We start from the raw sequence: 19,408 nt of genomic DNA, 5'->3' as shown, positions 1-19,408 counted from the left end.
AGGGCGGGAGAAATTATGGCAGAGAAAAAAGAAAAAAAACAGGAAGAAAATCTGGAAATATTATTTCAAAAGCTGGAATCTGTGATCCACACAATGGAAACAGAAGAACTTCCCCTGGAGGAGGCTTTTTCCAAATACCAGGAAGGGATGGAAGTGTTAAAAGAATGTTCCAAGCGGGTAGAACAGGTGGAGAAACAGGTGCTGTACCTGGACGATAAGGGAGAGTTGCATGAATTCTAAACAGGAATTTTCAGCGCAGCTGAAAGAAAAGATAGCAAAGATCGAACGGATCCTGAAACGGTTTATGCCGGAAGCCGGAAAAGAATGTAAGGTTTTGGAGGAATCCATGTCTTACAGCCTTTTTGCAGGCGGAAAACGGCTGCGTCCGATGCTGATGTGGGAAACCTATCGGCTGTTTGGAGGGGAAAAAGAGGTGATCTTTCCTTTTATGGCAGCCATTGAGATGATCCATACCTATTCTCTGATCCACGATGATCTGCCGGCCATGGACAACGATGACTACCGCAGGGGCAGGCTGACCTCCCACAAAGTCTATGGGGAGGATCTGGCGATCCTGGCGGGAGACGGCCTGTTAAATCTGGCATTTGAAACGGCAACGTCCGCCTTTTCCATGAAAGAAGCAGACGCAAAGACGGTAGGCCATGCTTTGCAGGTACTGGCCAACAAGGCTGGGATGTACGGAATGATCGGCGGACAGGTGATCGATGTCACCTCCTGTCAGACAGACGTTTCCAGAGACCGGCTGCTTTTGATCTATCAGATGAAGACGGCGGCTCTTTTGGAGGCGTCTATGATGATCGGAGCCATTTTAGCGGGAGCAGACCAGGAACAGGTCGAGAGCATAGAACAGGTGGCAAGAGACGTAGGAATTGCCTTCCAGATCCAGGATGATATTCTGGATGTCACCGGAGATCCGGAGACAATGGGAAAGCCTGTCTACAGTGATGAAAAAAACAAAAAAACCACATACGTTGCTTTTGCAGGTGCAGACGGCGCCGCAGAAGAGGTCGGCCGACTGTCAAACAGAGCCGTTGCCGGGCTGCAGAACTTTCCCGGGCAAAATCCCTATCTGGAGCAGCTTCTGCTTTGGCTGATCTGCCGGGACAGGTAAAAAGGTGGACAAATTATGCTGGAAAAAATAAAAAAAGAAAATGATATCAAAAAAATAAAAAAAGAAGAACTCCCCCTGCTGGCACTGGAGATTCGGCGGTTTTTGCTGGAGAAACTCAGTCAGACAGGAGGACATCTTGCCTCCAATCTGGGCGTGGTAGAGCTGACGATGGCCATGCATCGGACATTTTCGCTTCCGGAGGATAAGATCATCTGGGATGTGGGACACCAATCCTATACCCACAAGATCCTGACCGGCAGAAAGGACGGATTTGATCAACTCAGGAAATATGGCGGGATGAGCGGATTTCCCAAAAGAAAGGAAAGTGACTGCGACGCTTTTGATACAGGACACAGCTCTACTTCCATATCCGCGGGACTGGGATATGTATACGCCAGGGATCTGAAACAGGAAAAGTATCATGTGATCTCTGTATTCGGAGACGGATCCCTGACAGGCGGGATGGCGTATGAGGCCTTAAACAACGCCGCCTCCCTGCGCACCAATTTTATCATGGTTCTGAATGACAATCATATGTCCATCTCCGAAAATGTAGGCGGGATGTCCAAGTATCTGGCGAAACTGCGGACGGCAGACATCTATACCGGACTGAAAAAACAGGTGGTGCGGACTCTTCATAAGGTTCCGGTGGTGGGCAAACCCATGATCCGGAACATCCGAAAAACCAAAAGCAGCATTAAACAGCTCCTGGTTCCGGGAATGTTTTTTGAAGATATGGGAATCACCTATCTGGGTCCTGTGGCAGGACATGACATCGAGATGCTGTGCGAGGCTTTCCGGGAGGCGGCAAAGGTGGAAGGGCCGGTGCTCCTTCATGTCCTGACGAAAAAGGGTAAGGGATATCCGCCGGCGGAACAGTACCCGGACAGATTTCACGGCATCGGACCTTTTCAGGTATCTACAGGACTTAGCCGGGACAAAAAGGAGAAGGAGACTTACACGGATGTGTTTGGAAAAACATTGACCAAACTGTCCAAAGAAGACGAGAGGATCGTAGCCATCACGGCGGCCATGGCGGGAGGAACGGGTCTGGAGCCCTTCCAGAAACAGTTCCCGAATAGATGCTTTGATGTGGGGATCGCAGAAGGCCACGGGGTCACCTTTGCGGCAGGACTGGCAGCCGGAGGGCTGCGCCCGGTCTTTGCGGTGTATTCTTCTTTTCTGCAAAGAGGGTACGACCAGATCATCCATGATGTGGCGCTACAAAAGCTTCCGGTGGTCTTTGCTATCGACCGGGCAGGGATCGTAGGAAGCGATGGGGAAACCCATCAGGGAATCTTTGACCTCTCTTATCTGGGAAGCATTCCCAATATGACCATCCTGGCACCCAAAAGCGGACGGGAGCTTTCCGATATGCTGGAATATGCCATGAAGCTGGACGGTCCATCCGCCATCCGATATCCCAGAGGGACAGCTTACGAGATGCCAGAGGAAGACTGTCAGGAAATTCGATATGGGAAAAGTGAGATTATTGCATGGGAAAGCCAGATCGCCATCATAAGCTACGGGCATCTCTTTGAGGAGGCCGTGACGGTCAGGCGGCTGCTGAAGGAAAAAGGGTATTCCTGCACGCTGGTCAACGGAAGGTTTGCCAAGCCGCTGGATACCGATATGCTGGAGGAAGTCTGTAAGGAACACCGACTGGTGGTTTCCATGGAAGAGAATGTGCAAAGAGGAGGCTTTGGCGAAAGCATCATCGCCTACTATGCAGGCAGAGGCAAAGCTGTCAGGGTATTGCCCCTGGCTCTTCCCGACGACTATGTAGAGCACGGAAGTATTGGTGTGCTCCGAAAAGAAATGGGACTGGATGCGCAGACCATGGCAGACAGAATCGAAACAGCCTATCAAGAACAGGAGAAGCTATGAAAGAAAGACTGGATATCCTGCTGACGAAACGGAACCTGGCGCCTTCCAGAGAGAAGGCGAAGGCCATTATCATGTCAGGGATTGTTTATGTAGAGGGACAGAAGGAAGATAAGGCCGGATCCTTTTTTCCGGAAGAGGTGTCCATAGAAGTAAGAGGCTCCACGCTTCCCTATGTCAGCAGGGGAGGATTGAAGCTGGAAAAGGCCATGAAACAGTTTGCAGTGTCGGTGAAAGAAAAGGTATGTACCGATGTGGGAGCTTCTACGGGAGGATTTACCGACTGCATGCTGCAAAACGGGGCAAAAAAGGTGTATGCCATCGATGTGGGGAGAGGACAGCTGGACTGGAAGCTGCGGCAGGATGAGCGGGTGGTTTCCATGGAAAAGACCAATATCCGGTATGTGACGCCGGAGGCGTTTCAGGAGCCGGTAGAGTTCTCTTCCATTGATGTTTCCTTTATTTCTCTAAAGAAAGTCCTTCCGCCTGTTGCAGCGTACCTGACAGAAGACGGCGAGATCGTAGCCCTGATCAAACCACAGTTTGAGGCGGGGCGGGAAAAGGTGGGGAAAAAAGGAGTGGTACGAGATAGGACTACGCATGTTGAAGTCATAGAAATGATCGTCCGACATGCAGAAGATATCGGATTTCAGGTGAGAAATCTGGAGTATTCTCCCATCCGGGGGCCGGAAGGGAATATTGAATACCTGATCCATCTTGCCAGAAAGCATTCTCCGGGGGAGGATCTTGCTGTGGAAATTCCAAAACTGGTGGAGCAGGCCTTTGGAGAACTGACAAAAGAATAAAGGGAAAAAATCAATGGACAAATTTTTGATCGTAACAAACGACGGAAAAGATAAAGACGGAAAAGTGACGGGAGAGGTTCTTTCCCTTCTGGAAAAAAACGGAAAGAAGGGAATCCTCTGTCCGAAAGATGCAGAAAAGAAGATCCTGCTGAAGGAGATCCCGGAAGATGTGGAGTGCGCCCTGGTGATCGGCGGAGACGGCAGCCTGATAGAGGTGGCGCGCTTGCTCCGGGGACGCGGGATTCCCATCCTGGGGATCAATATGGGAACCTTGGGGTATCTGACGGAGGTGGAACCTGGAAGTCTGGAAGCTGCCATGACTCAGGTGGTTCGGGGAGAATTTGACATAGAAAACCGAATGATGTTGTACGGAGAAACAGGAGAAAATCGATGGGATGTGGCTCTGAATGATATCGTACTGACCCGAAATGGCGGGCCCAGGATCATTCGCTTTGACCTGTACGTAAACGGAGAGCTGCTAAACGAGTATGAGGCGGACGGCGTCATTATTTCCACACCGACAGGATCTACGGCATACAATCTGTCGGCGGGGGGGCCTATCGTGGAGCCTACTGCTTCCCTGATCCTGGTAACGCCTATCTGCTGCCATGCCCTTTATGCAAGGAGCATTATTTTATCGGCGGAAGATGAGATCATGATCAAGATCGGGAAAGGACGAAGAGGGACAAAGGAAGAGGCGCTGGTGTCTTTTGACGGAATAGAAAGCATGGCGGTGAAGACGGGGGACAAGATCAGCGTGCGCAGAGCAAAGGAAGCCACTCGGATCCTGCAGTTGAACCGGGTCAGTTTTCTGGAAACATTACGAAGGAAGATGAGAGGAAATTAAGATGGTAAAAGCGGGCAGACACACAAAAATCATAGAGCTGATCCACAAATATCAGGTGGAGACCCAGGAGGAACTGGCCAGTTACCTGCGGGCGGAGGGATATGATGTGACACAGGCGACGGTGTCCCGGGATATCCGCAATCTGAAGCTGACAAAAATCCAGGGGGAGAACGGTCGTCAAAGATATGCCCTTCAGCAAAAGAGTCACGGCAGTATGAAAGAAAAACATAGGAGAGTTCTGAAAGAAGGATATTTGTCCATGGACGTGGCGCAGAACATTCTGGTGGTCAAAACCATGTCGGGAATGGCGATGGCGGTCTGCGCAGCCATTGATGGAATGGAATGGGAAGAGATCGTAGGAAGCGTGGCAGGAGACGACACGATCATCTGTGTAGTCCGCAGCAAAGAGGCTGTTGGGACGGTAATGGAAAAGATTCGCAAGATCATTTGATGGAGGCAGGATGTTACAGAATCTATATGTAAAAAATCTGGCGTTAATAGAAGAACTGGATATGGAATTTACAGAAGGACTGAATATTTTGACCGGAGAGACAGGTACCGGAAAATCCATTCTGATGGGATCGATAGGACTGGCTCTGGGCGGGAAGTATGCCGCAGATATGATCCGGGAGGGTGCGGAATCCGGACTGGTGGAACTGACCTTTCTGGTACAGGATCCGCAGCAGCAGAAAAAGCTGCAGGATCTGGGCGTCGAGACAGAGGAGGATCAGGTAATCCTGTCCCGCAAGATCAGCGGAAAAAGAAGTGTCAGCCGGATCAACGGAGAGACGGTGCAGAAATCCAGACTGTCAGACGTGGCGTCCCTGCTGATCGATATCCACGGTCAGCATGAGCACCAGTCTCTGTTACAGAAAAAGAACCATCTGGAGATCCTGGACAGTTTTATCGGAGAAAAAGCATTTGAAAAAAAGCGGGAGATTCGGCACTGTCACCAGGAGTACCATCGACTGCGAAGAAAGCTGGAGCAGGGCAGCGCAAGGAGCGCAAACAGCGGCAGAGAGCTGGATCTTTTGCTGTATGAGGTGAAAGAGATCGAGGAGGCGCGCATAACCCCGAAAGAGGATATGGAACTGGAAAAAACCTACCACAAGATGCTTCACGGAAAAAGGATCCGGGATGCCTTGTGGGAGACCGTCAGATATACCCGGGAAGGGGGCGAAAGTGCAGGAGACGCCCTGAGCAGGGGAGTCCGTTCCCTTGCGGCAGTGGCAGACCTGGATGGAGAGGTGGACAGCCTGTACCAACAACTGGTTCAGATAGAAGGACTGCTGGAGGATTTTCACCGGGATCTGGACCATTGCAGCCACAGTCTGGAGTTTTCCCCGGAAGAATTTGAGGAGACAGAGGAGCGATTAAACCTGCTGAACCACCTGAAGGCCAAGTATGGAGCAAGTGTGGAAGAGATTCTGGAAGCCTGTCAGAAAAAGAAAGAAAAGATAGCGATCCTGAAAGACTTTGACGGCTATCTGAAGCGGCTGGAAGATAAAGTAAAAGAGACCGGAAGGATCTTGCATGAGAAGGCAGGGGAGCTTTCTGAACTGCGCAGAGAATATGCTGCCCGGCTGGAGCCGATGATCGAGGAAGGGCTGCGGGATCTGAATTTTGAATCGGTGGTATTTCAGATCTCCCTGGAGGAAGCAAACGCCTGTACAGCCGATGGGATCGATGAAGCAGAATTTATGGTATCCTTAAATCCGGGACAGTCGCCAAAACCCTTGATCCGTGTGGCGTCCGGCGGAGAATTGTCCCGTCTCATGCTGGTCATTAAGACCATTACAGCCAGAAAGGGACAGACGGATACTCTGATCTTTGATGAGATCGACGTAGGGATCAGCGGCAGGACAGCCCAGAAGGTATCGGAAAAAATGGCAGTGATCGGAAAGCATCATCAGGTTCTTTGCGTTACCCATCTGGCTCAGATCGCAGCGATGGCAGATACACATTTTCGGATCACAAAGACCACGAAAGAAGATTCGGTCAAAACACAGATCAGCCGGCTAAATGAAAAAGAACAGGTGGAGGAACTGGCAAGGATCCTGGGAGGGGCAAAGATTACAGAGGCAGTAAGAAAGAATGCCTCCGAAATGAAAGAACTTGCGTTTCAGATAAAAAGTGATATATAATGATTGCATATTTTTTTCAGGGAGGGAAACGGTATGAAAAAGGTATTGTTTGTAGCATCGGAATCGGTTCCATTTATTAAGACGGGAGGACTTGCAGATGTAGTAGGCTCCCTGCCTAAATATTTTGAGAAAGAAGAGTGGGATGTGCGGGTCATTCTTCCCAAATATCTGTGCATGAAGGAAGAATGGAGCAGTAAGCTGATCTACCGGACACACTTTTATATGGATCTCAATTGGCGGACGCAGTATGTGGGGATCCTGGAACTGGTTCATGAGGGGATCACCTTCTATTTTATAGACAATGAGTTCTATTTCGGCGGATTTGCCCCTTATGGAGATGTATATACCGATGTAGAAAAGTTTGCTTTTTTCTCCAAGGCCGTATTAAGCTCCCTTCCGGTCATTGATTTCTGCCCGGATATTATCCACTGCCATGACTGGCAGTCGGGGCTGGTGCCGGTTTATCTGGATAATTTCAGATACGGAGATCCCTATTACAGAGGGATCCGTACCGTGATGACCATTCATAACCTGAAATTCCAGGGAATCTGGGATACTAAACGGATCCAGGATATCACAGGACTTCCCTCTTACTATTTTTCTCCCGACAAAATGGAAGCCTACAAGGATGCCAATTATCTGAAAGGCGGAATCGTATATGCAGATCGGATCACGACAGTCAGCAATTCTTATGCACAGGAAATACAGATGCCCTTCTACGGAGAAGGACTGGATGGATTGATGCGAGCCAGATCCAATCATTTGTGGGGAATTGTCAACGGGATCGACTACAAAGAATATGATCCGGCCACAGACCGGCATATTTTTAAGAAATACACGGTGGACAGCTTCCGCAGGGAAAAGAAGAAAAACAAAGCGGAGCTGCAAAAAGAGCTGGGGCTGGAAGAAAACCCCAAGGTTATGATGCTGGGCATCGTATCCCGACTGACAGACCAGAAAGGCCTGGATCTGATCGCCTGCATTTTGGACGAACTGTGTCAGGACGCCATTCAGCTGGTGGTTCTGGGAACCGGAGAAGAACGGTATGAAAATATGTTCCGCCATTTTGAGTGGAAGTATCCGGGAAAGGTTTCTGCCAATATCTATTATTCGGAGCCTATGTCCCATAAGATTTATGCGTCCTGCGACGGATTTTTAATGCCGTCCCTGTTTGAGCCCTGTGGCCTCAGCCAGCTGATGAGCCTTCGGTACGGAACAGTGCCGATCGTGCGGGAAACGGGAGGATTGAAAGATACGGTGGAGCCGTACAATGAGTTTGAAAAAGCAGGAACAGGATTTAGTTTCAGCAACTATAACGCCCACGAAATGCTGGGGATCATCCGTTATGCAGAGCATGTCTTCTATGACAAAAAGAGGGAATGGAACCGGATCGCTCAGAGAGGAATGGAAAGAGACTTCTCCTGGAACAGCTCCGCCCGGCAATATGAGAGACTGTACCGAGAACTGACAGAGTAAACGCAGATGTTTTGGACAACGAAAAGGATGAGCAATGAAGATTAAAGACATTTTAGAAAAAAAAGGCGCCCATATTTCTTTTGAAGTCTTTCCGCCCAAGACGGAAAGTGGAAAAGAATCTGTTTTGCAGGCAGTAAAAGAACTGATAACCTTGCAGCCGGATTTTATCAGTGTGACCTATGGCGCAGGCGGAGGAACCAGCAGTCAGACGGCGGGGATCGCAGCCGCCATCTCCAAAGCCGGAGTAACCAGTCTGGCACATCTGACATGTGTGTCTTCCACACGGGAGCAGGTACACCAGGTCATTGACAGACTGAAAGAAGAAGGGATCGAGAATATCCTGGCCCTTCGGGGAGACATTCCGGACTCCGGTCAGTTTCCCCTTCCCAATCACTATCGGTATGCATCGGAACTCATCGAAGATATCCGGACCAGAGGGGATTTTTGTATCGGAGCTGCCTGTTATCCCGAGGGACACGTGGAAACGCCCCATAAAAAAGACGATATCCGGCATCTGAAGGAAAAAGTGGACTGCGGCGTGGATTTTTTAACGACACAGATGTTTTTTGACAACCATATCCTTTATAATTTCCTCTACAGGATCCGGGAAAAAGGGATCACGGTTCCGGTAATACCGGGGATCATGCCGGTAACCAATGCCAAACAGATGCAGAGGATCTGTCAACTGTCCGGAACAGTTCTTCCGGCAAGATTTCTGGCAATCCTGGATCGTTTTGGAGAAAACAGTGCGGCGATGGAGCAGGCCGGTATCGCATATGCCACCGATCAGATCATAGATCTTCTGGCAAACGGGATCCGCCAGGTACATATTTATACCATGAACAAACCGGAGATCGGAAGGAAGATCCTGGAAAATATTTCCCAGATCATCCGGGTATAGGGCAAAGCAGATGGACAGAAAAACAAAAGAAGCGATCCGTTATCTGGGATATGGAAAAAATGCGGTAGATGCTGATACCAAAAGACTGATATCCGACTCCTTCCGGGAGCTGGATCAGGTGGCAGAGCAGCGAATGGTCTACCGCATTTTTGAATTGCAGGAGACGGACGGGCAGATTACCATAGGATCCCTGCTGATAGAAAGCAAAGCTCTGAAAAAAAACATGAAGGGGTGTGAAAAAGCTCTTATGCTGGGAGCGACCCTGGGCGCTGAGGTAGACCGTCTGCTTCGGAAATATGAATTGACAGACATGGCAAAAGCGGTGGTCTTACAGGCGTGTGCCGCGGCCATACTGGAAGAATATCTGGATACCCGGCAGGAGGAACTGAAAGAAGATCTGGGTCGGGAGGGATGGTATCTACGTCCCAGGTTCAGCCCCGGGTATGGAGATTTTGATATACGCCACCAGAAACTGGTACTTCGTATGCTGGAAAGTGAAAAAAAGATCGGACTGATGGCTACAGACAGCTGTATGCTGATTCCTACCAAATCGGTAACAGCAGTGATCGGACTGAGCAAAACGCCGATTTCCTGCCACAGACAGGGCTGCGAAGCCTGTGATAAGACGGACTGCACCTATCGGAGGGCTACTTCATAAGATAAAGAAGAGATACAGGAGGCATCGTATGCTGCGAGACAGATTAGGAAAAGAACTGTTGTTTTTTGACGGAGGGATGGGAACTCTTCTCCAGGAGGAAGGATTGAAGCCGGGAGAGCTGCCGGAATCCTGGAATATAGAAAAACCGGAAGTGATCATTGATATTCACAGACAGTATGCGCAGGCCGGAAGTCGTATCCTTCTGACCAATACCTTCGGGGCCAATGCCTTGAAGTTTCAGGGAACAGGGTATTGCTTACAGGAAGTAGTGGAGGCAGCCGTCGATCATGTAAAGCAGGGGATCCAAAGGAGCGGGTGCAGGGAAGAGCGCTATATCGCCCTGGATCTGGGACCCACCGGAAAGCTGTTGAAGCCCATGGGAGATCTGGAATTTGAAGAGGCCTGTAACGCCTACAAGGAAGTGATCCGTTATGGAGAAAAGGCCGGAGCAGATCTGATTCACATCGAGACCATGAGCGATACCTATGAGGTAAAGGCGGCCGTGCTGGCAGCAAAGGAAGCATCCAGCCTTCCGGTATCTGTCACCATGATTTTTGACGAAAAAGGAAAACTTCTGACGGGGGGAGACGTTCCTTCGGTGGTAGCCCTTCTGGAGGGCTTGGGCGTGGATGCGCTGGGGATCAACTGCGGCCTGGGACCGGCACAGATGCTTCCCATTCTGGAGGAACTGACCCGCTATGCCAGCGTCCCGATCATTGTGAAGCCAAACGCCGGCCTTCCCATACAAAAAGAAGGAGAAGTGTTCTATGACATTTCGCCGGAAACATTTGCCGAGATCATGGGAGAGATCACAGACAAGGGAGCCTGCATCATCGGTGGCTGCTGCGGAACGACGCCGGAGCATATCCGTCGGATGATCCAGGTATGTAAAGATAAGACCTGCCCGGAGGTTCTTCCCAAACCGCACACAATGGTCTCTTCCTACGGAAAGGCGGTTCTCTTGGGAAAAAAGCCCGTCCTGATCGGAGAGCGGATCAATCCTACCGGGAAGAAGCTGTTTAAGCAGGCTCTGAAGGAGCATAACATTGATTATATCCTAAAGGAAGGGATCACCCAGCAGGACCGGGGAGCAGACATTCTGGACGTGAATGTGGGACTTCCCGACATTGACGAAGTGCGTATGATGACAGAGGTGGTAAGAGAACTGCAAAGCGTCACCAGTCTTCCCCTCCAGATCGACACGGTAGACGCAGAAGCAATGGAACAGGCGATGCGTATCTATAACGGGAAGCCTATGATCAATTCCGTCAATGGGAAACAGGAATCCATGAAGGAGGTGTTTCCTCTGGTTCGAAAATATGGAGGCGTGGTAGTGGGGCTGACCATTGACGAGGATGGGATTCCCGATACGGCAGAAGGGCGGGTGCAGATCGCAAGGAAGATTGTGCAGACAGCCGCCGAATACGGGATCTCAAAAAAGGATGTGGTGATCGATGTACTGGCTATGACCATCAGTTCGGAACCAATGGGTGCGGCGGTTACGCTGGAGGCCCTCAGGAGAGTCCGGGAAGAGCTGGGAGTCTGTACCGTTCTTGGTGTTTCCAACATTTCCTTTGGTCTTCCCAGCAGAGGGATCATCAACTCCCACTTTTTCACGATGGCCATGCAAAGCGGCCTGTCGGCAGGGATCATCAATCCCTCCTCGGAAGACATGATGCGGGCGTATGATGCCTTCTGTGCCTTGATGGGATATGACAGGAACTGTGCGTCTTATATCCGGACATACGCGCAGCAGGCGACCGGACAATCGTCCTCTGTAAAAATCGGAGGAAGCATTTCCCTAAAAGAGGCCATTGAAAAAGGACTGAAGGAGGAGGCTTACCAGTCCACCCTGGCGCTTTTAAAAGAAACGGACGGATTTACCATCATCCAGAAGCATCTGATCCCGGCGCTGGACGCGGTAGGAAAAGGATTTGAAAAAGGCAGTCTCTTTTTGCCGCAGTTGCTTATGAGTGCGGATTCTGCTAAAATTGCCTTTGGAGTCCTGAAGGACAGGCTTGGCGGGGAGGAAGGGCAGGCGAAGAAAAAGGAGCCTGTCATCCTGGCAACCGTCAAGGGAGACATTCATGACATCGGAAAAAATATCGTGAAGGTCCTGCTGGAAAATTATGGCTTTGACGTGATCGATCTGGGCAAGGACGTAGCGCCGGAGACGATTGTGGAAACAGCGCTGAAGCGGCAGGTAAATCTGGTGGGCCTAAGCGCTCTTATGACGACTACCGTAGTCAGCATGGAGCAGACCATACGGCTTCTAAGAGAAAAGAAACCGGACTGTAAAGTCATGGTAGGAGGAGCCGTACTAAATCAGGAATATGCAGACAGCATCGGAGCAGATTTTTATGGAAAAGATGCCATGCAGTCTGTATACTATACACAGAGACTATTTGAAGGAAAACAGAAGCAGGAGGAAACAGCATGGCAATAACCATTCCAAACAACTATGATCCACATTTGAGTGTGAGAAAAACGCAGGAGGCGATCAAATACATCCGGGATACCTTCCAGAAGGAGCTGGGAAAGGAAATGAATCTGGAAAGGATTTCCGCCCCCCTGTTTGTAGAAAAGAGCAGTGGATTAAACGACAATCTCAATGGGGTGGAGCGGCCGGTATCCTTTGATATGGCAGCGATCGCAGGAGAAGAGATGGAGGTCGTCCATTCTCTGGCCAAATGGAAGCGTATGGCGCTGCATAAATATGGATTTCAACCGGGAGAAGGACTATATACCAATATGAACGCCATCCGCAGGGACGAGGAACTGGATAACCTTCATTCCTGCTATGTGGATCAGTGGGACTGGGAAAAGGTCATCACCAAAGAAGAAAGAACGGTAGAGACCCTGAAGGACACAGTTCGCAACCTGTTCAAGATCATCAAGCATATGCAGCATGAGGTCTGGTATAAATATCCGGAAGCGGCAGCCAAGCTTCCTTCCAAGGTGACCTTTGTGACCACGGAAGAGCTTTTGGAGCGTTACCCGGATCAAACAGCCAAGGAACGTGAAAACCTGATCGCAAAGGAGCATGGCTGCGTCTTCCTTATGAAGATCGGCGACCGGCTGGCAAATGGAATCCCTCACGATGGACGGGCGCCGGACTATGATGACTGGGCGCTGAACGGAGATATTCTCTTTTGGTTCGAGCCTCTCCAGTGCGCGCTGGAGATTTCCAGTATGGGGATCCGGGTGGATGAAAAGGCGCTGGAAGAGCAGTTGAAAAAAGCCGGATGTGAAGAACGCAGAGAGCTTCCCTATCACAAGATGCTGTTGAACGGAGAACTTCCGTACACCATCGGGGGTGGAATCGGACAATCCCGGCTTTGTATGCTGCTGTTAGGAAGGGCGCATATTGGTGAAGTCCAGGCCAGTATCTGGCCTCAGAAGATGAGAGAGACCTGTGAAAAGCACGGGATGATTCTGTTATAAGAGAAGGAAGAAGGAGGGCTGTCCGCGATGATGCGAGGATTGAACACAACCGTCAGAAAGCTTCGGAACGAAGTGTTTAAAGAAATTGCCGCATTGGGATTTCAGGAAAACAAGGAGCATCTCAATGATGATATAGAGGCGATTCCTTACAAAATGGTCAATGATGAGACTACCTACAGGGAAAGCGTGTACCGGGCGAGGGCTGTCGTCAGGGAACGGCTCAGATTGGCAATGGGACTTTCCCTGCGTCCCGAAAACAAACCGGTTCATCTGACAGCGGGGCTGGAGGACAGCAATATTTCAGAAAAGTATTATGAGCCTCCTCTCATGCAGGTGATTCCTTCTGCCTGTGAGGCTTGCGAGGAAAATACGTATGAGGTCAGCAATATGTGCAAGGGATGTCTGGCACATCCCTGCGTGGAGGTCTGTCCCAAGGGAGCCGTCTCCATGAGAAAGGGACGTTCCTTTATCGATCAGGAAAAGTGCATCAAATGTGGGAAATGCAAGGCCGTCTGTCCCTATGACGCCATTGCAAAAAAGGAAAGGCCCTGTGCGAAGGCCTGTGGAGTAGGAGCCATTGGTTCAGATAACTGTGGAAGAGCCGAGATCCAGAACGACAAATGTGTGTCCTGCGGAATGTGCATGGTACACTGTCCATTTGGGGCTATCTCTGATAAATCCCAGATTTTCCAACTGGCAAAGAGCCTGAAAGAAGGAAATGAGATCATTGCAGAAGTAGCGCCGGCATTTGTGGGACAGTTTGGCGACAACATTACAGCCAGGAATCTGAAGGCGGCACTGAAGGAAATGGGATTCTCTGATTTTTATGAGGTGGCTTTGGGCGCAGATATCGGAGCCATTGCAGAGGCGCATCATTACGTGGACAAGGTTACGACAGGGGAACTTCCGTTTCTTCTGACTTCCTGTTGTCCCTCCTGGGCGATGCTGGCAAAAAAATATTTTCCGGATATTGTAGATCAGGTATCAGAGGAACTGACGCCTATGGTGGCCACCGCCAGAACCATCAAAAAAGAACACCCCAATGCCAAGGTGGTCTTTATCGGTCCTTGCGCTGCCAAAAAACTGGAGGCTATGCGCACTACGGTGAGAAGTGATGTGGATTTTGTGATCACATTTGAAGAATTGCAGGCAATGTTTGACGCCATGGAAATCGATCTGACAGAGTATGAGGCGGAGTCCTCCTTCCATAATGCTACCGGCGCCGGAAGAGGGTACGCAGTTTCCGGCGGAGTGGCAAAGGCCATCGAGGACTGTATCGCAGAGTACTATCCGGAAGTGGAGGTAAAGATCCAGCATGCGGAGGGGTTGGCAGAATGTAAAAAGATGCTGTCTCTTGCCAAGGTAGGACGGCTGAACGGGCATCTGGTGGAGGGCATGGGCTGTCCCGGAGGATGCGTTGCCGGAGCGGGAACCAATATTCCTATTGCCAAGGCCCAGAAGAAAGTGGAAACCTTCGTCAGCGGATCCAGCAGAAAGGTTCCTCCAAAGGAATTAAAGGAAATCGAATTGAAATAGACAAACACCGTATCATAAGGACATAAACCGGGAATGGGAGGAAAAAGAGATGAAAAGTTATGGAGTAAACGAACTGCGACAGATGTTCCTGGATTTCTTTGCAAGCAAAGAGCATCTGATCCTGAAAAGCTTTTCCCTGGTCCCCAACAACGACAAGAGTTTGTTGTTGATCAATTCAGGGATGGCACCGATGAAACCCTATTTTACAGGGCAGGAAATTCCGCCCAAAAGGCGTGTGGCCACCTGTCAGAAGTGTATCCGTACAGGCGATATCGAAAATGTAGGAAAGACAGCGCGTCACGGTACTTTTTTCGAAATGCTGGGGAACTTTTCCTTTGGAGACTATTTTAAAAAGGAATCCATCGGCTGGACCTGGGAGTTTTTAACAGAGGTGATCGGCCTGGATAAGGACCGGCTATATCCTTCCGTGTATCTGGAGGATGACGAAGCCTGGGATATCTGGCACAATCAGATCGGGATTCCAGAAAATCGGATCTTCCGCTTCGGAAAGGCAGACAACTTTTGGGAGCATGGGGCAGGTCCCTGCGGTCCCTGTTCCGAAGTCTACTATGACAGAGGCGAACAATATGGCTGCGATAGGGAAGACTGTACGGTAGGCTGCGACTGCGACAGATATATGGAAATCTGGAACAACGTATTTACCCAGTTTAACAACGATGGAGAAAATCATTATACAGAGCTGGAACAAAAAAATATCGATACCGGAATGGGGCTGGAGCGTCTTGCCTGCATTGTGCAGGAAGTAGATTCCATGTTCGATATTGATACCATGAAAGCTCTGAGAGATCATGTATGCAAACTTTCAGGGAAGGAGTACGGAAGGGGCGGGGAAACAGACGTATCCACCCGCGTCATCACGGATCATATCCGTTCCGTAACCTTTATGATCTCCGACGGTATCATGCCATCTAACGAAGGCCGGGGCTATGTACTGCGCCGTCTGCTCCGGAGAGCCTGCCGGCATGGGAAGCTTTTGGGAATCTCCGGAGAATTTTTGGTAGATCTGGCGAAAACGGTAGTGGAAGGATCAAAGGACGGATATCCGGAGCTGGCGGAAAAGCAGTTCTTTATCTATGAGGTGATCGCCAAGGAAGAAGAGCTGTTTGCAAAGACCATTGACCAGGGACTGACGATCCTTGCAGATCTTCGGGAAGAAATGAGAGCGGAAAAAAGAACGATCCTGAAGGGAGAAGAAGCCTTCCGCCTCTATGATACCTATGGCTTCCCCCTGGATCTGACAAAAGAAATCCTGGAAGAGCAAGGGCTTTCGGTAGATGAAGAAGGATTTTCCAGATCCATGGAGATCCAGCGGGAGACGGCAAGAAAAGCAAGAGAGAAGACCAGTCTTTTGGGAGCAGATATGACGGTCTATGAATCCATTGACCCGTCTGTCACCTCCTCCTTTGTGGGCTATGAAAACACGGAATTTGATTCGGAAATCCTGGTGATGACTACGGAGGATCACATCACAGACCGGCTTTCTCAGGGAGAAAAAGGAACGGTCTTTGTAAAAGAGACGCCCTTTTATGCCACCAGCGGAGGACAGGAGGCAGATACGGGGTGGATCTGTACAGATACAGGAAGATTTGTGGTAGAAGATGTGAAAAAGCTTTCCGGTGGAAAGATCGGCCATGTCGGTTATCTGAAAGAAGGAGCCTTCCAAAAGGGGGACAGGGTGCATCTGGCTATTGACAAAGAGCGAAGAATGCTGGCAGCCAACAACCACAGCGCCACCCATCTGCTGCACAAGGCGTTAAAATCTGTATTGGGAAACCATGTGGAACAGGCAGGATCTTTGGTAAATGCAGAGCGGCTGAGGTTTGATTTTACCCACTTTTCCGCTTTGTCGAAAGAAGAACTGGTTCGTATAGAAGCGATCGTCAACCGTCAGATCCTGGAGAATCTTTCTGTTTCTGTAGAAACCATGCCCATCCAGGAGGCAAAAAAGACAGGAGCCGCCGCTTTGTTTGGCGAAAAATACGGCGACATGGTAAGAGTCGTCCGGATGGGAGAGTTTTCGATTGAACTTTGTGGCGGAACCCATGTATCCCATACCGGAATGATCCTGGCATTTAAGATCCTGTCGGAAACGGGAGTCGCTGCCGGTGTCCGCCGGATCGAGGCGCTGACAGCCAAAGGGCTTTTGGAATACTATGCAGAGATAGAACGTTCCTGGCAGGAAACGGCTTCCCTGCTGAAGGTTTCTCAGGATCGCGTAACAGAAAGAACGGCTTCTCTTTTAGAAGAAAATAAAAAGCTTCATGCAGAGATAGAATCTTATAAAAGCCAGCAGGCAAAGGACGTGTCCGGCAATCTTCTGGATCAGGTAAAAGAAGTAGGCGGAATCCGTTTTCTTGCCGCAAGGGCAGACGGAATGGACATGAATGGCCTTCGGGAGATCGGGGACCAGTGCAAGGAGACGTTAAAGGAAGCAGTCATCCTTCTTCTCTCCGAAAAAGACCAAAGGGTCAGCCTGGTAGCAATGGCGACAGACGATGCCGTGAAAAAGGGAGCGCATGCCGGCAACCTGATCAAATCCGTCGCACCTTTGGTAGGCGGAGGGGGAGGCGGACGTCCTTCCATGGCACAGGCAGGCGGGAAAAATCCGGCGGGCATGGCGGAAGCCATGGAAAAGGCCGAAGAGATCCTGCGAAGCCAGCTGAAAGATCTGTAAGAGCGTAAGAGAACAAGAGAATAAGAAATTTTAGAAATTGTCAAAATGTGTTGACGAACAGGAAAAATATGGTATAATCTTTCTAGTGCAGTAAAAATACCCGAACAGTCGTATGATGCACAATACAAGGCTGGAGGGGAGGTTAGGTGTGAGTTTATGTCAAATGTAATCGTAAAAGAAAACGAAACGTTGGATAGTGCTTTACGCAGATTCAAAAGAAACTGTGCAAAGGCTGGTATTCAGCAGGAGATTCGTAAGAGAGAGCATTACGAAAAGCCCAGCGTAAGACGCAAGAAAAAGTCTGAAGCAGCCAGAAAGCGTAAGTATAACTAATATGTGCAGTAAATAGAGTGTTGATGAGACACTCTATTTTTGTGTAGCAGGAAGTTCAGGGGGATTTTCTGCTATGCAAAAGTCTTTGGTGCGGCGTTACGTATCTGTGAAAAAAGGAAACCAGAGAACGAAGTCATGGGAGGAAATATGTGGTGGAATAAAGTGGTGTTTGGCTGGAGTATGTATCATGTGGTGCTGTGGTTTTTGGCATACAGCTTTTTAGGATGGGTACTGGAGTCTATCTACATGTCATTTTGCAACAGAAGACTGACAAACCGGGGGTTCGCCAAGAGTCCGATGTGTCCGATCTACGGAGTAGGGGCGCTGACGGTCTATATCCTTCTGCGGCCGTACAGCTCCAATCCGTTACAACTGTTTTTCTTTGGAATGGTGCTGGCAACTACGTTGGAGCTGATAACGGCTTACATAATGGACAAGATCTTCGGGGAGATCTGGTGGGATTACCACGACAAGCCATTTAATTATAAAGGAGTCATCTGTCTGGAAAGCTCCATTGCCTGGGGCGTGTATACACTGGGCCTGTTCTATTTCCTTCACAATTTTGTGTCGGCAGCCATTGACAGAGTGCCTCTGTCCTGGGGAAAGGTGCTGGGTAGTGTTCTGCTGCTGGCTTACGGGCTGGATTTTAGCTACACCCTATATCAGGAAAAGAAAGAGGATGTGTCTGAAAGGTTCGGCATCTGGAAGGAAAAGTTCTGGGGAAGATTTTCCTGATTCCTCAAACCATATACGGAAAACAAAAAGCCAAGGAGGATTTCGGTGCATTTCCCCCTTGGCTGTGATATTATATAGCCATATGCTATCTCTGTCATTGCAAAACTCTGTCATTGCAAAATCCTCTGCCCGGTTTGATGCAGGCAGTCCGACAGAAGCCCCGGCAGGAACGGACGCTGCGGCGGAGATCACAGAACATACAAAAGATCAGAGACGAAGGAGGAAGAATCTATGTATATCAGCGAAGTAAGAAATCAGGCTCCAAAGGATCCGAGAGGGAAACTGGAGCGGATGATGTATGATACCTTGGAAAAGCTGAACATTCCCTACCAGCAGGTGGACAATGATCCGGCAGCTTCCATGGAGGAGTGCGCCCGGATCGACGAAGTGATCGGGACACAGATCCGAAAAAACGTATTTCTCTGCAACCAGAAGAAAACCACCTTTTTTTTACTGGTGATGCCGGCTGACAAGCCTTTTGAAACATCTGAATTCAGCAAAAAGCTGGGCGTTTCCAGGATGTCCTTTGCTCCTTCGGAAAAGATGCTGGAGCATTTGGGGACGACGCCGGGATCTGCCAGCGTCGCAGGTCTGTTAATGGATGAAGACGATTACGTACAGGTGATCATCGACAAGGAAGTGGCAGAGGCAGAATGGTTTGGCTGTAATCCGGGGATCAACACCAGCCATTTGAAATTTAAAACAAAGGATCTGTTGCAGAAATTTCTGCCGGCGATCCATCATCGGGCAAGGATCGTAGACCTGTAGATCCTTTCTGCAGACCGGTTACCGTAAGAGAGAAGAAAAAACAGAAATT

17 protein-coding genes are annotated in these 19,408 nt (G+C 49.6%); all 17 read left to right on the top strand.

Annotated features, from left to right (window positions below):
• Positions 1 to 15 precede the first annotated feature (15 nt).
• On the top strand, positions 16 to 240 hold the full coding sequence (xseB, locus tag FYJ34_RS01330; RefSeq protein WP_154475559.1) for an exodeoxyribonuclease VII small subunit: 225 nt from the start codon (positions 16 to 18) through the stop codon (positions 238 to 240).
• Positions 230 to 1,132 carry a polyprenyl synthetase family protein gene (locus FYJ34_RS01325; protein ID WP_154475557.1) on the top strand — a complete coding sequence of 301 codons (903 nt, stop codon included), beginning with the start codon at positions 230 to 232 and terminating at the stop codon, positions 1,130 to 1,132. The genes xseB and FYJ34_RS01325 overlap by 11 nt, the downstream gene beginning before the upstream one ends.
• 15 nt (positions 1,133 to 1,147) lie before the next feature.
• The gene (gene dxs, locus FYJ34_RS01320) at positions 1,148 to 3,019 is read left to right on the top strand and encodes a 1-deoxy-D-xylulose-5-phosphate synthase (protein ID WP_154475555.1); all 1,872 of its coding nucleotides are present in this window, start codon (positions 1,148 to 1,150) and stop codon (positions 3,017 to 3,019) included.
• Positions 3,016 to 3,822 (top strand): TlyA family RNA methyltransferase, encoded by an 807-nt coding sequence (locus FYJ34_RS01315; RefSeq protein ID WP_154475553.1) that lies wholly within the window; start codon positions 3,016 to 3,018, stop codon positions 3,820 to 3,822. Before dxs ends, FYJ34_RS01315 begins: the two co-directional genes overlap by 4 nt.
• A 13-nt stretch (positions 3,823 to 3,835) precedes the next feature.
• Entirely contained in the window at positions 3,836 to 4,669 is an 834-nt protein-coding gene (locus FYJ34_RS01310) for an NAD(+)/NADH kinase (protein ID WP_154475551.1), read from the top strand.
• Between the two features lies 1 nt (position 4,670).
• On the top strand, positions 4,671 to 5,120 hold the full coding sequence (gene argR, locus FYJ34_RS01305; RefSeq protein WP_154475549.1) for an arginine repressor: 450 nt from the start codon (positions 4,671 to 4,673) through the stop codon (positions 5,118 to 5,120).
• A gap of 10 nt (positions 5,121 to 5,130) precedes the next feature.
• Positions 5,131 to 6,813, top strand: coding sequence for a DNA repair protein RecN (gene recN, locus FYJ34_RS01300; RefSeq protein ID WP_154475547.1), 1,683 nt, complete (start codon positions 5,131 to 5,133; stop codon positions 6,811 to 6,813).
• Positions 6,814 to 6,846: 33 nt separating this feature from the next.
• Complete coding sequence (gene glgA, locus FYJ34_RS01295; RefSeq protein ID WP_154475545.1) at positions 6,847 to 8,289, top strand: glycogen synthase GlgA; 1,443 nt, start codon at positions 6,847 to 6,849, stop codon at positions 8,287 to 8,289.
• A gap of 34 nt (positions 8,290 to 8,323) precedes the next feature.
• On the top strand, positions 8,324 to 9,190 hold the full coding sequence (metF, locus tag FYJ34_RS01290; RefSeq protein WP_154475543.1) for a methylenetetrahydrofolate reductase [NAD(P)H]: 867 nt from the start codon (positions 8,324 to 8,326) through the stop codon (positions 9,188 to 9,190).
• Positions 9,191 to 9,200: 10 nt separating this feature from the next.
• The gene (locus FYJ34_RS01285; RefSeq protein ID WP_154475541.1) at positions 9,201 to 9,848 is read left to right on the top strand and encodes a vitamin B12 dependent-methionine synthase activation domain-containing protein; all 648 of its coding nucleotides are present in this window, start codon (positions 9,201 to 9,203) and stop codon (positions 9,846 to 9,848) included.
• A gap of 28 nt (positions 9,849 to 9,876) precedes the next feature.
• A complete protein-coding gene (locus FYJ34_RS01280) occupies positions 9,877 to 12,294 on the top strand; it encodes a homocysteine S-methyltransferase family protein (RefSeq protein ID WP_154475539.1) in 2,418 nt (805 codons plus the stop codon).
• Complete coding sequence (gene asnA, locus FYJ34_RS01275) at positions 12,285 to 13,292, top strand: aspartate--ammonia ligase (RefSeq protein ID WP_154475537.1); 1,008 nt, start codon at positions 12,285 to 12,287, stop codon at positions 13,290 to 13,292. The genes FYJ34_RS01280 and asnA overlap by 10 nt, the downstream gene beginning before the upstream one ends.
• 27 nt (positions 13,293 to 13,319) lie before the next feature.
• Positions 13,320 to 14,828, top strand: coding sequence for a 4Fe-4S dicluster domain-containing protein (locus FYJ34_RS01270; protein WP_154475535.1), 1,509 nt, complete (start codon positions 13,320 to 13,322; stop codon positions 14,826 to 14,828).
• Between the two features lie 49 nt (positions 14,829 to 14,877).
• Positions 14,878 to 17,523, top strand: coding sequence for an alanine--tRNA ligase (alaS, locus tag FYJ34_RS01265; RefSeq protein ID WP_154475533.1), 2,646 nt, complete (start codon positions 14,878 to 14,880; stop codon positions 17,521 to 17,523).
• 156 nt (positions 17,524 to 17,679) lie between these two features.
• Positions 17,680 to 17,856, top strand: a complete 177-nt coding sequence (rpsU, locus tag FYJ34_RS01260) for a 30S ribosomal protein S21 (RefSeq protein ID WP_004054229.1) — start codon at positions 17,680 to 17,682, stop codon at positions 17,854 to 17,856.
• Positions 17,857 to 18,003: 147 nt separating this feature from the next.
• Positions 18,004 to 18,591, top strand: a complete 588-nt coding sequence (locus FYJ34_RS01255) for a putative ABC transporter permease (RefSeq protein ID WP_154475531.1) — start codon at positions 18,004 to 18,006, stop codon at positions 18,589 to 18,591.
• Positions 18,592 to 18,822: 231 nt separating this feature from the next.
• A complete protein-coding gene (locus FYJ34_RS01250) occupies positions 18,823 to 19,359 on the top strand; it encodes a prolyl-tRNA synthetase associated domain-containing protein (RefSeq protein ID WP_154475529.1) in 537 nt (178 codons plus the stop codon).
• Positions 19,360 to 19,408 lie beyond the last annotated feature (49 nt).

Origin of the sequence: Suipraeoptans intestinalis (assembly GCF_009696485.1) — a bacterium.
Classification (GTDB): domain Bacteria; phylum Bacillota; class Clostridia; order Lachnospirales; family Lachnospiraceae; genus Suipraeoptans; species Suipraeoptans intestinalis.
This window is presented reverse-complemented; position numbering and strand designations above follow the sequence as displayed.

What these genes read in the sequence shown, in the direction of transcription:
- metF (WP_154475543.1), top strand. Translation starts at nt 8,324, where the DNA reads ATGAAGATTAAAGACATTTTAGAAAAAAAAGGCGCCCATATTTCTTTT.
- FYJ34_RS01310 (WP_154475551.1), top strand. Translation starts at nt 3,836, where the DNA reads ATGGACAAATTTTTGATCGTAACAAACGACGGAAAAGATAAAGACGGA.
- FYJ34_RS01250 (WP_154475529.1), top strand. Translation starts at nt 18,823, where the DNA reads ATGTATATCAGCGAAGTAAGAAATCAGGCTCCAAAGGATCCGAGAGGG.
- argR (WP_154475549.1), top strand. Translation starts at nt 4,671, where the DNA reads ATGGTAAAAGCGGGCAGACACACAAAAATCATAGAGCTGATCCACAAA.
- dxs (WP_154475555.1), top strand. Translation starts at nt 1,148, where the DNA reads ATGCTGGAAAAAATAAAAAAAGAAAATGATATCAAAAAAATAAAAAAA.
- alaS (WP_154475533.1), top strand. Translation starts at nt 14,878, where the DNA reads ATGAAAAGTTATGGAGTAAACGAACTGCGACAGATGTTCCTGGATTTC.
- rpsU (WP_004054229.1), top strand. Translation starts at nt 17,680, where the DNA reads ATGTCAAATGTAATCGTAAAAGAAAACGAAACGTTGGATAGTGCTTTA.
- glgA (WP_154475545.1), top strand. Translation starts at nt 6,847, where the DNA reads ATGAAAAAGGTATTGTTTGTAGCATCGGAATCGGTTCCATTTATTAAG.
- FYJ34_RS01325 (WP_154475557.1), top strand. Translation starts at nt 230, where the DNA reads ATGAATTCTAAACAGGAATTTTCAGCGCAGCTGAAAGAAAAGATAGCA.
- xseB (WP_154475559.1), top strand. Translation starts at nt 16, where the DNA reads ATGGCAGAGAAAAAAGAAAAAAAACAGGAAGAAAATCTGGAAATATTA.
- FYJ34_RS01285 (WP_154475541.1), top strand. Translation starts at nt 9,201, where the DNA reads ATGGACAGAAAAACAAAAGAAGCGATCCGTTATCTGGGATATGGAAAA.
- recN (WP_154475547.1), top strand. Translation starts at nt 5,131, where the DNA reads ATGTTACAGAATCTATATGTAAAAAATCTGGCGTTAATAGAAGAACTG.
- FYJ34_RS01315 (WP_154475553.1), top strand. Translation starts at nt 3,016, where the DNA reads ATGAAAGAAAGACTGGATATCCTGCTGACGAAACGGAACCTGGCGCCT.
- FYJ34_RS01270 (WP_154475535.1), top strand. Translation starts at nt 13,320, where the DNA reads ATGATGCGAGGATTGAACACAACCGTCAGAAAGCTTCGGAACGAAGTG.
- FYJ34_RS01280 (WP_154475539.1), top strand. Translation starts at nt 9,877, where the DNA reads ATGCTGCGAGACAGATTAGGAAAAGAACTGTTGTTTTTTGACGGAGGG.
- asnA (WP_154475537.1), top strand. Translation starts at nt 12,285, where the DNA reads ATGGCAATAACCATTCCAAACAACTATGATCCACATTTGAGTGTGAGA.
- FYJ34_RS01255 (WP_154475531.1), top strand. Translation starts at nt 18,004, where the DNA reads ATGTGGTGGAATAAAGTGGTGTTTGGCTGGAGTATGTATCATGTGGTG.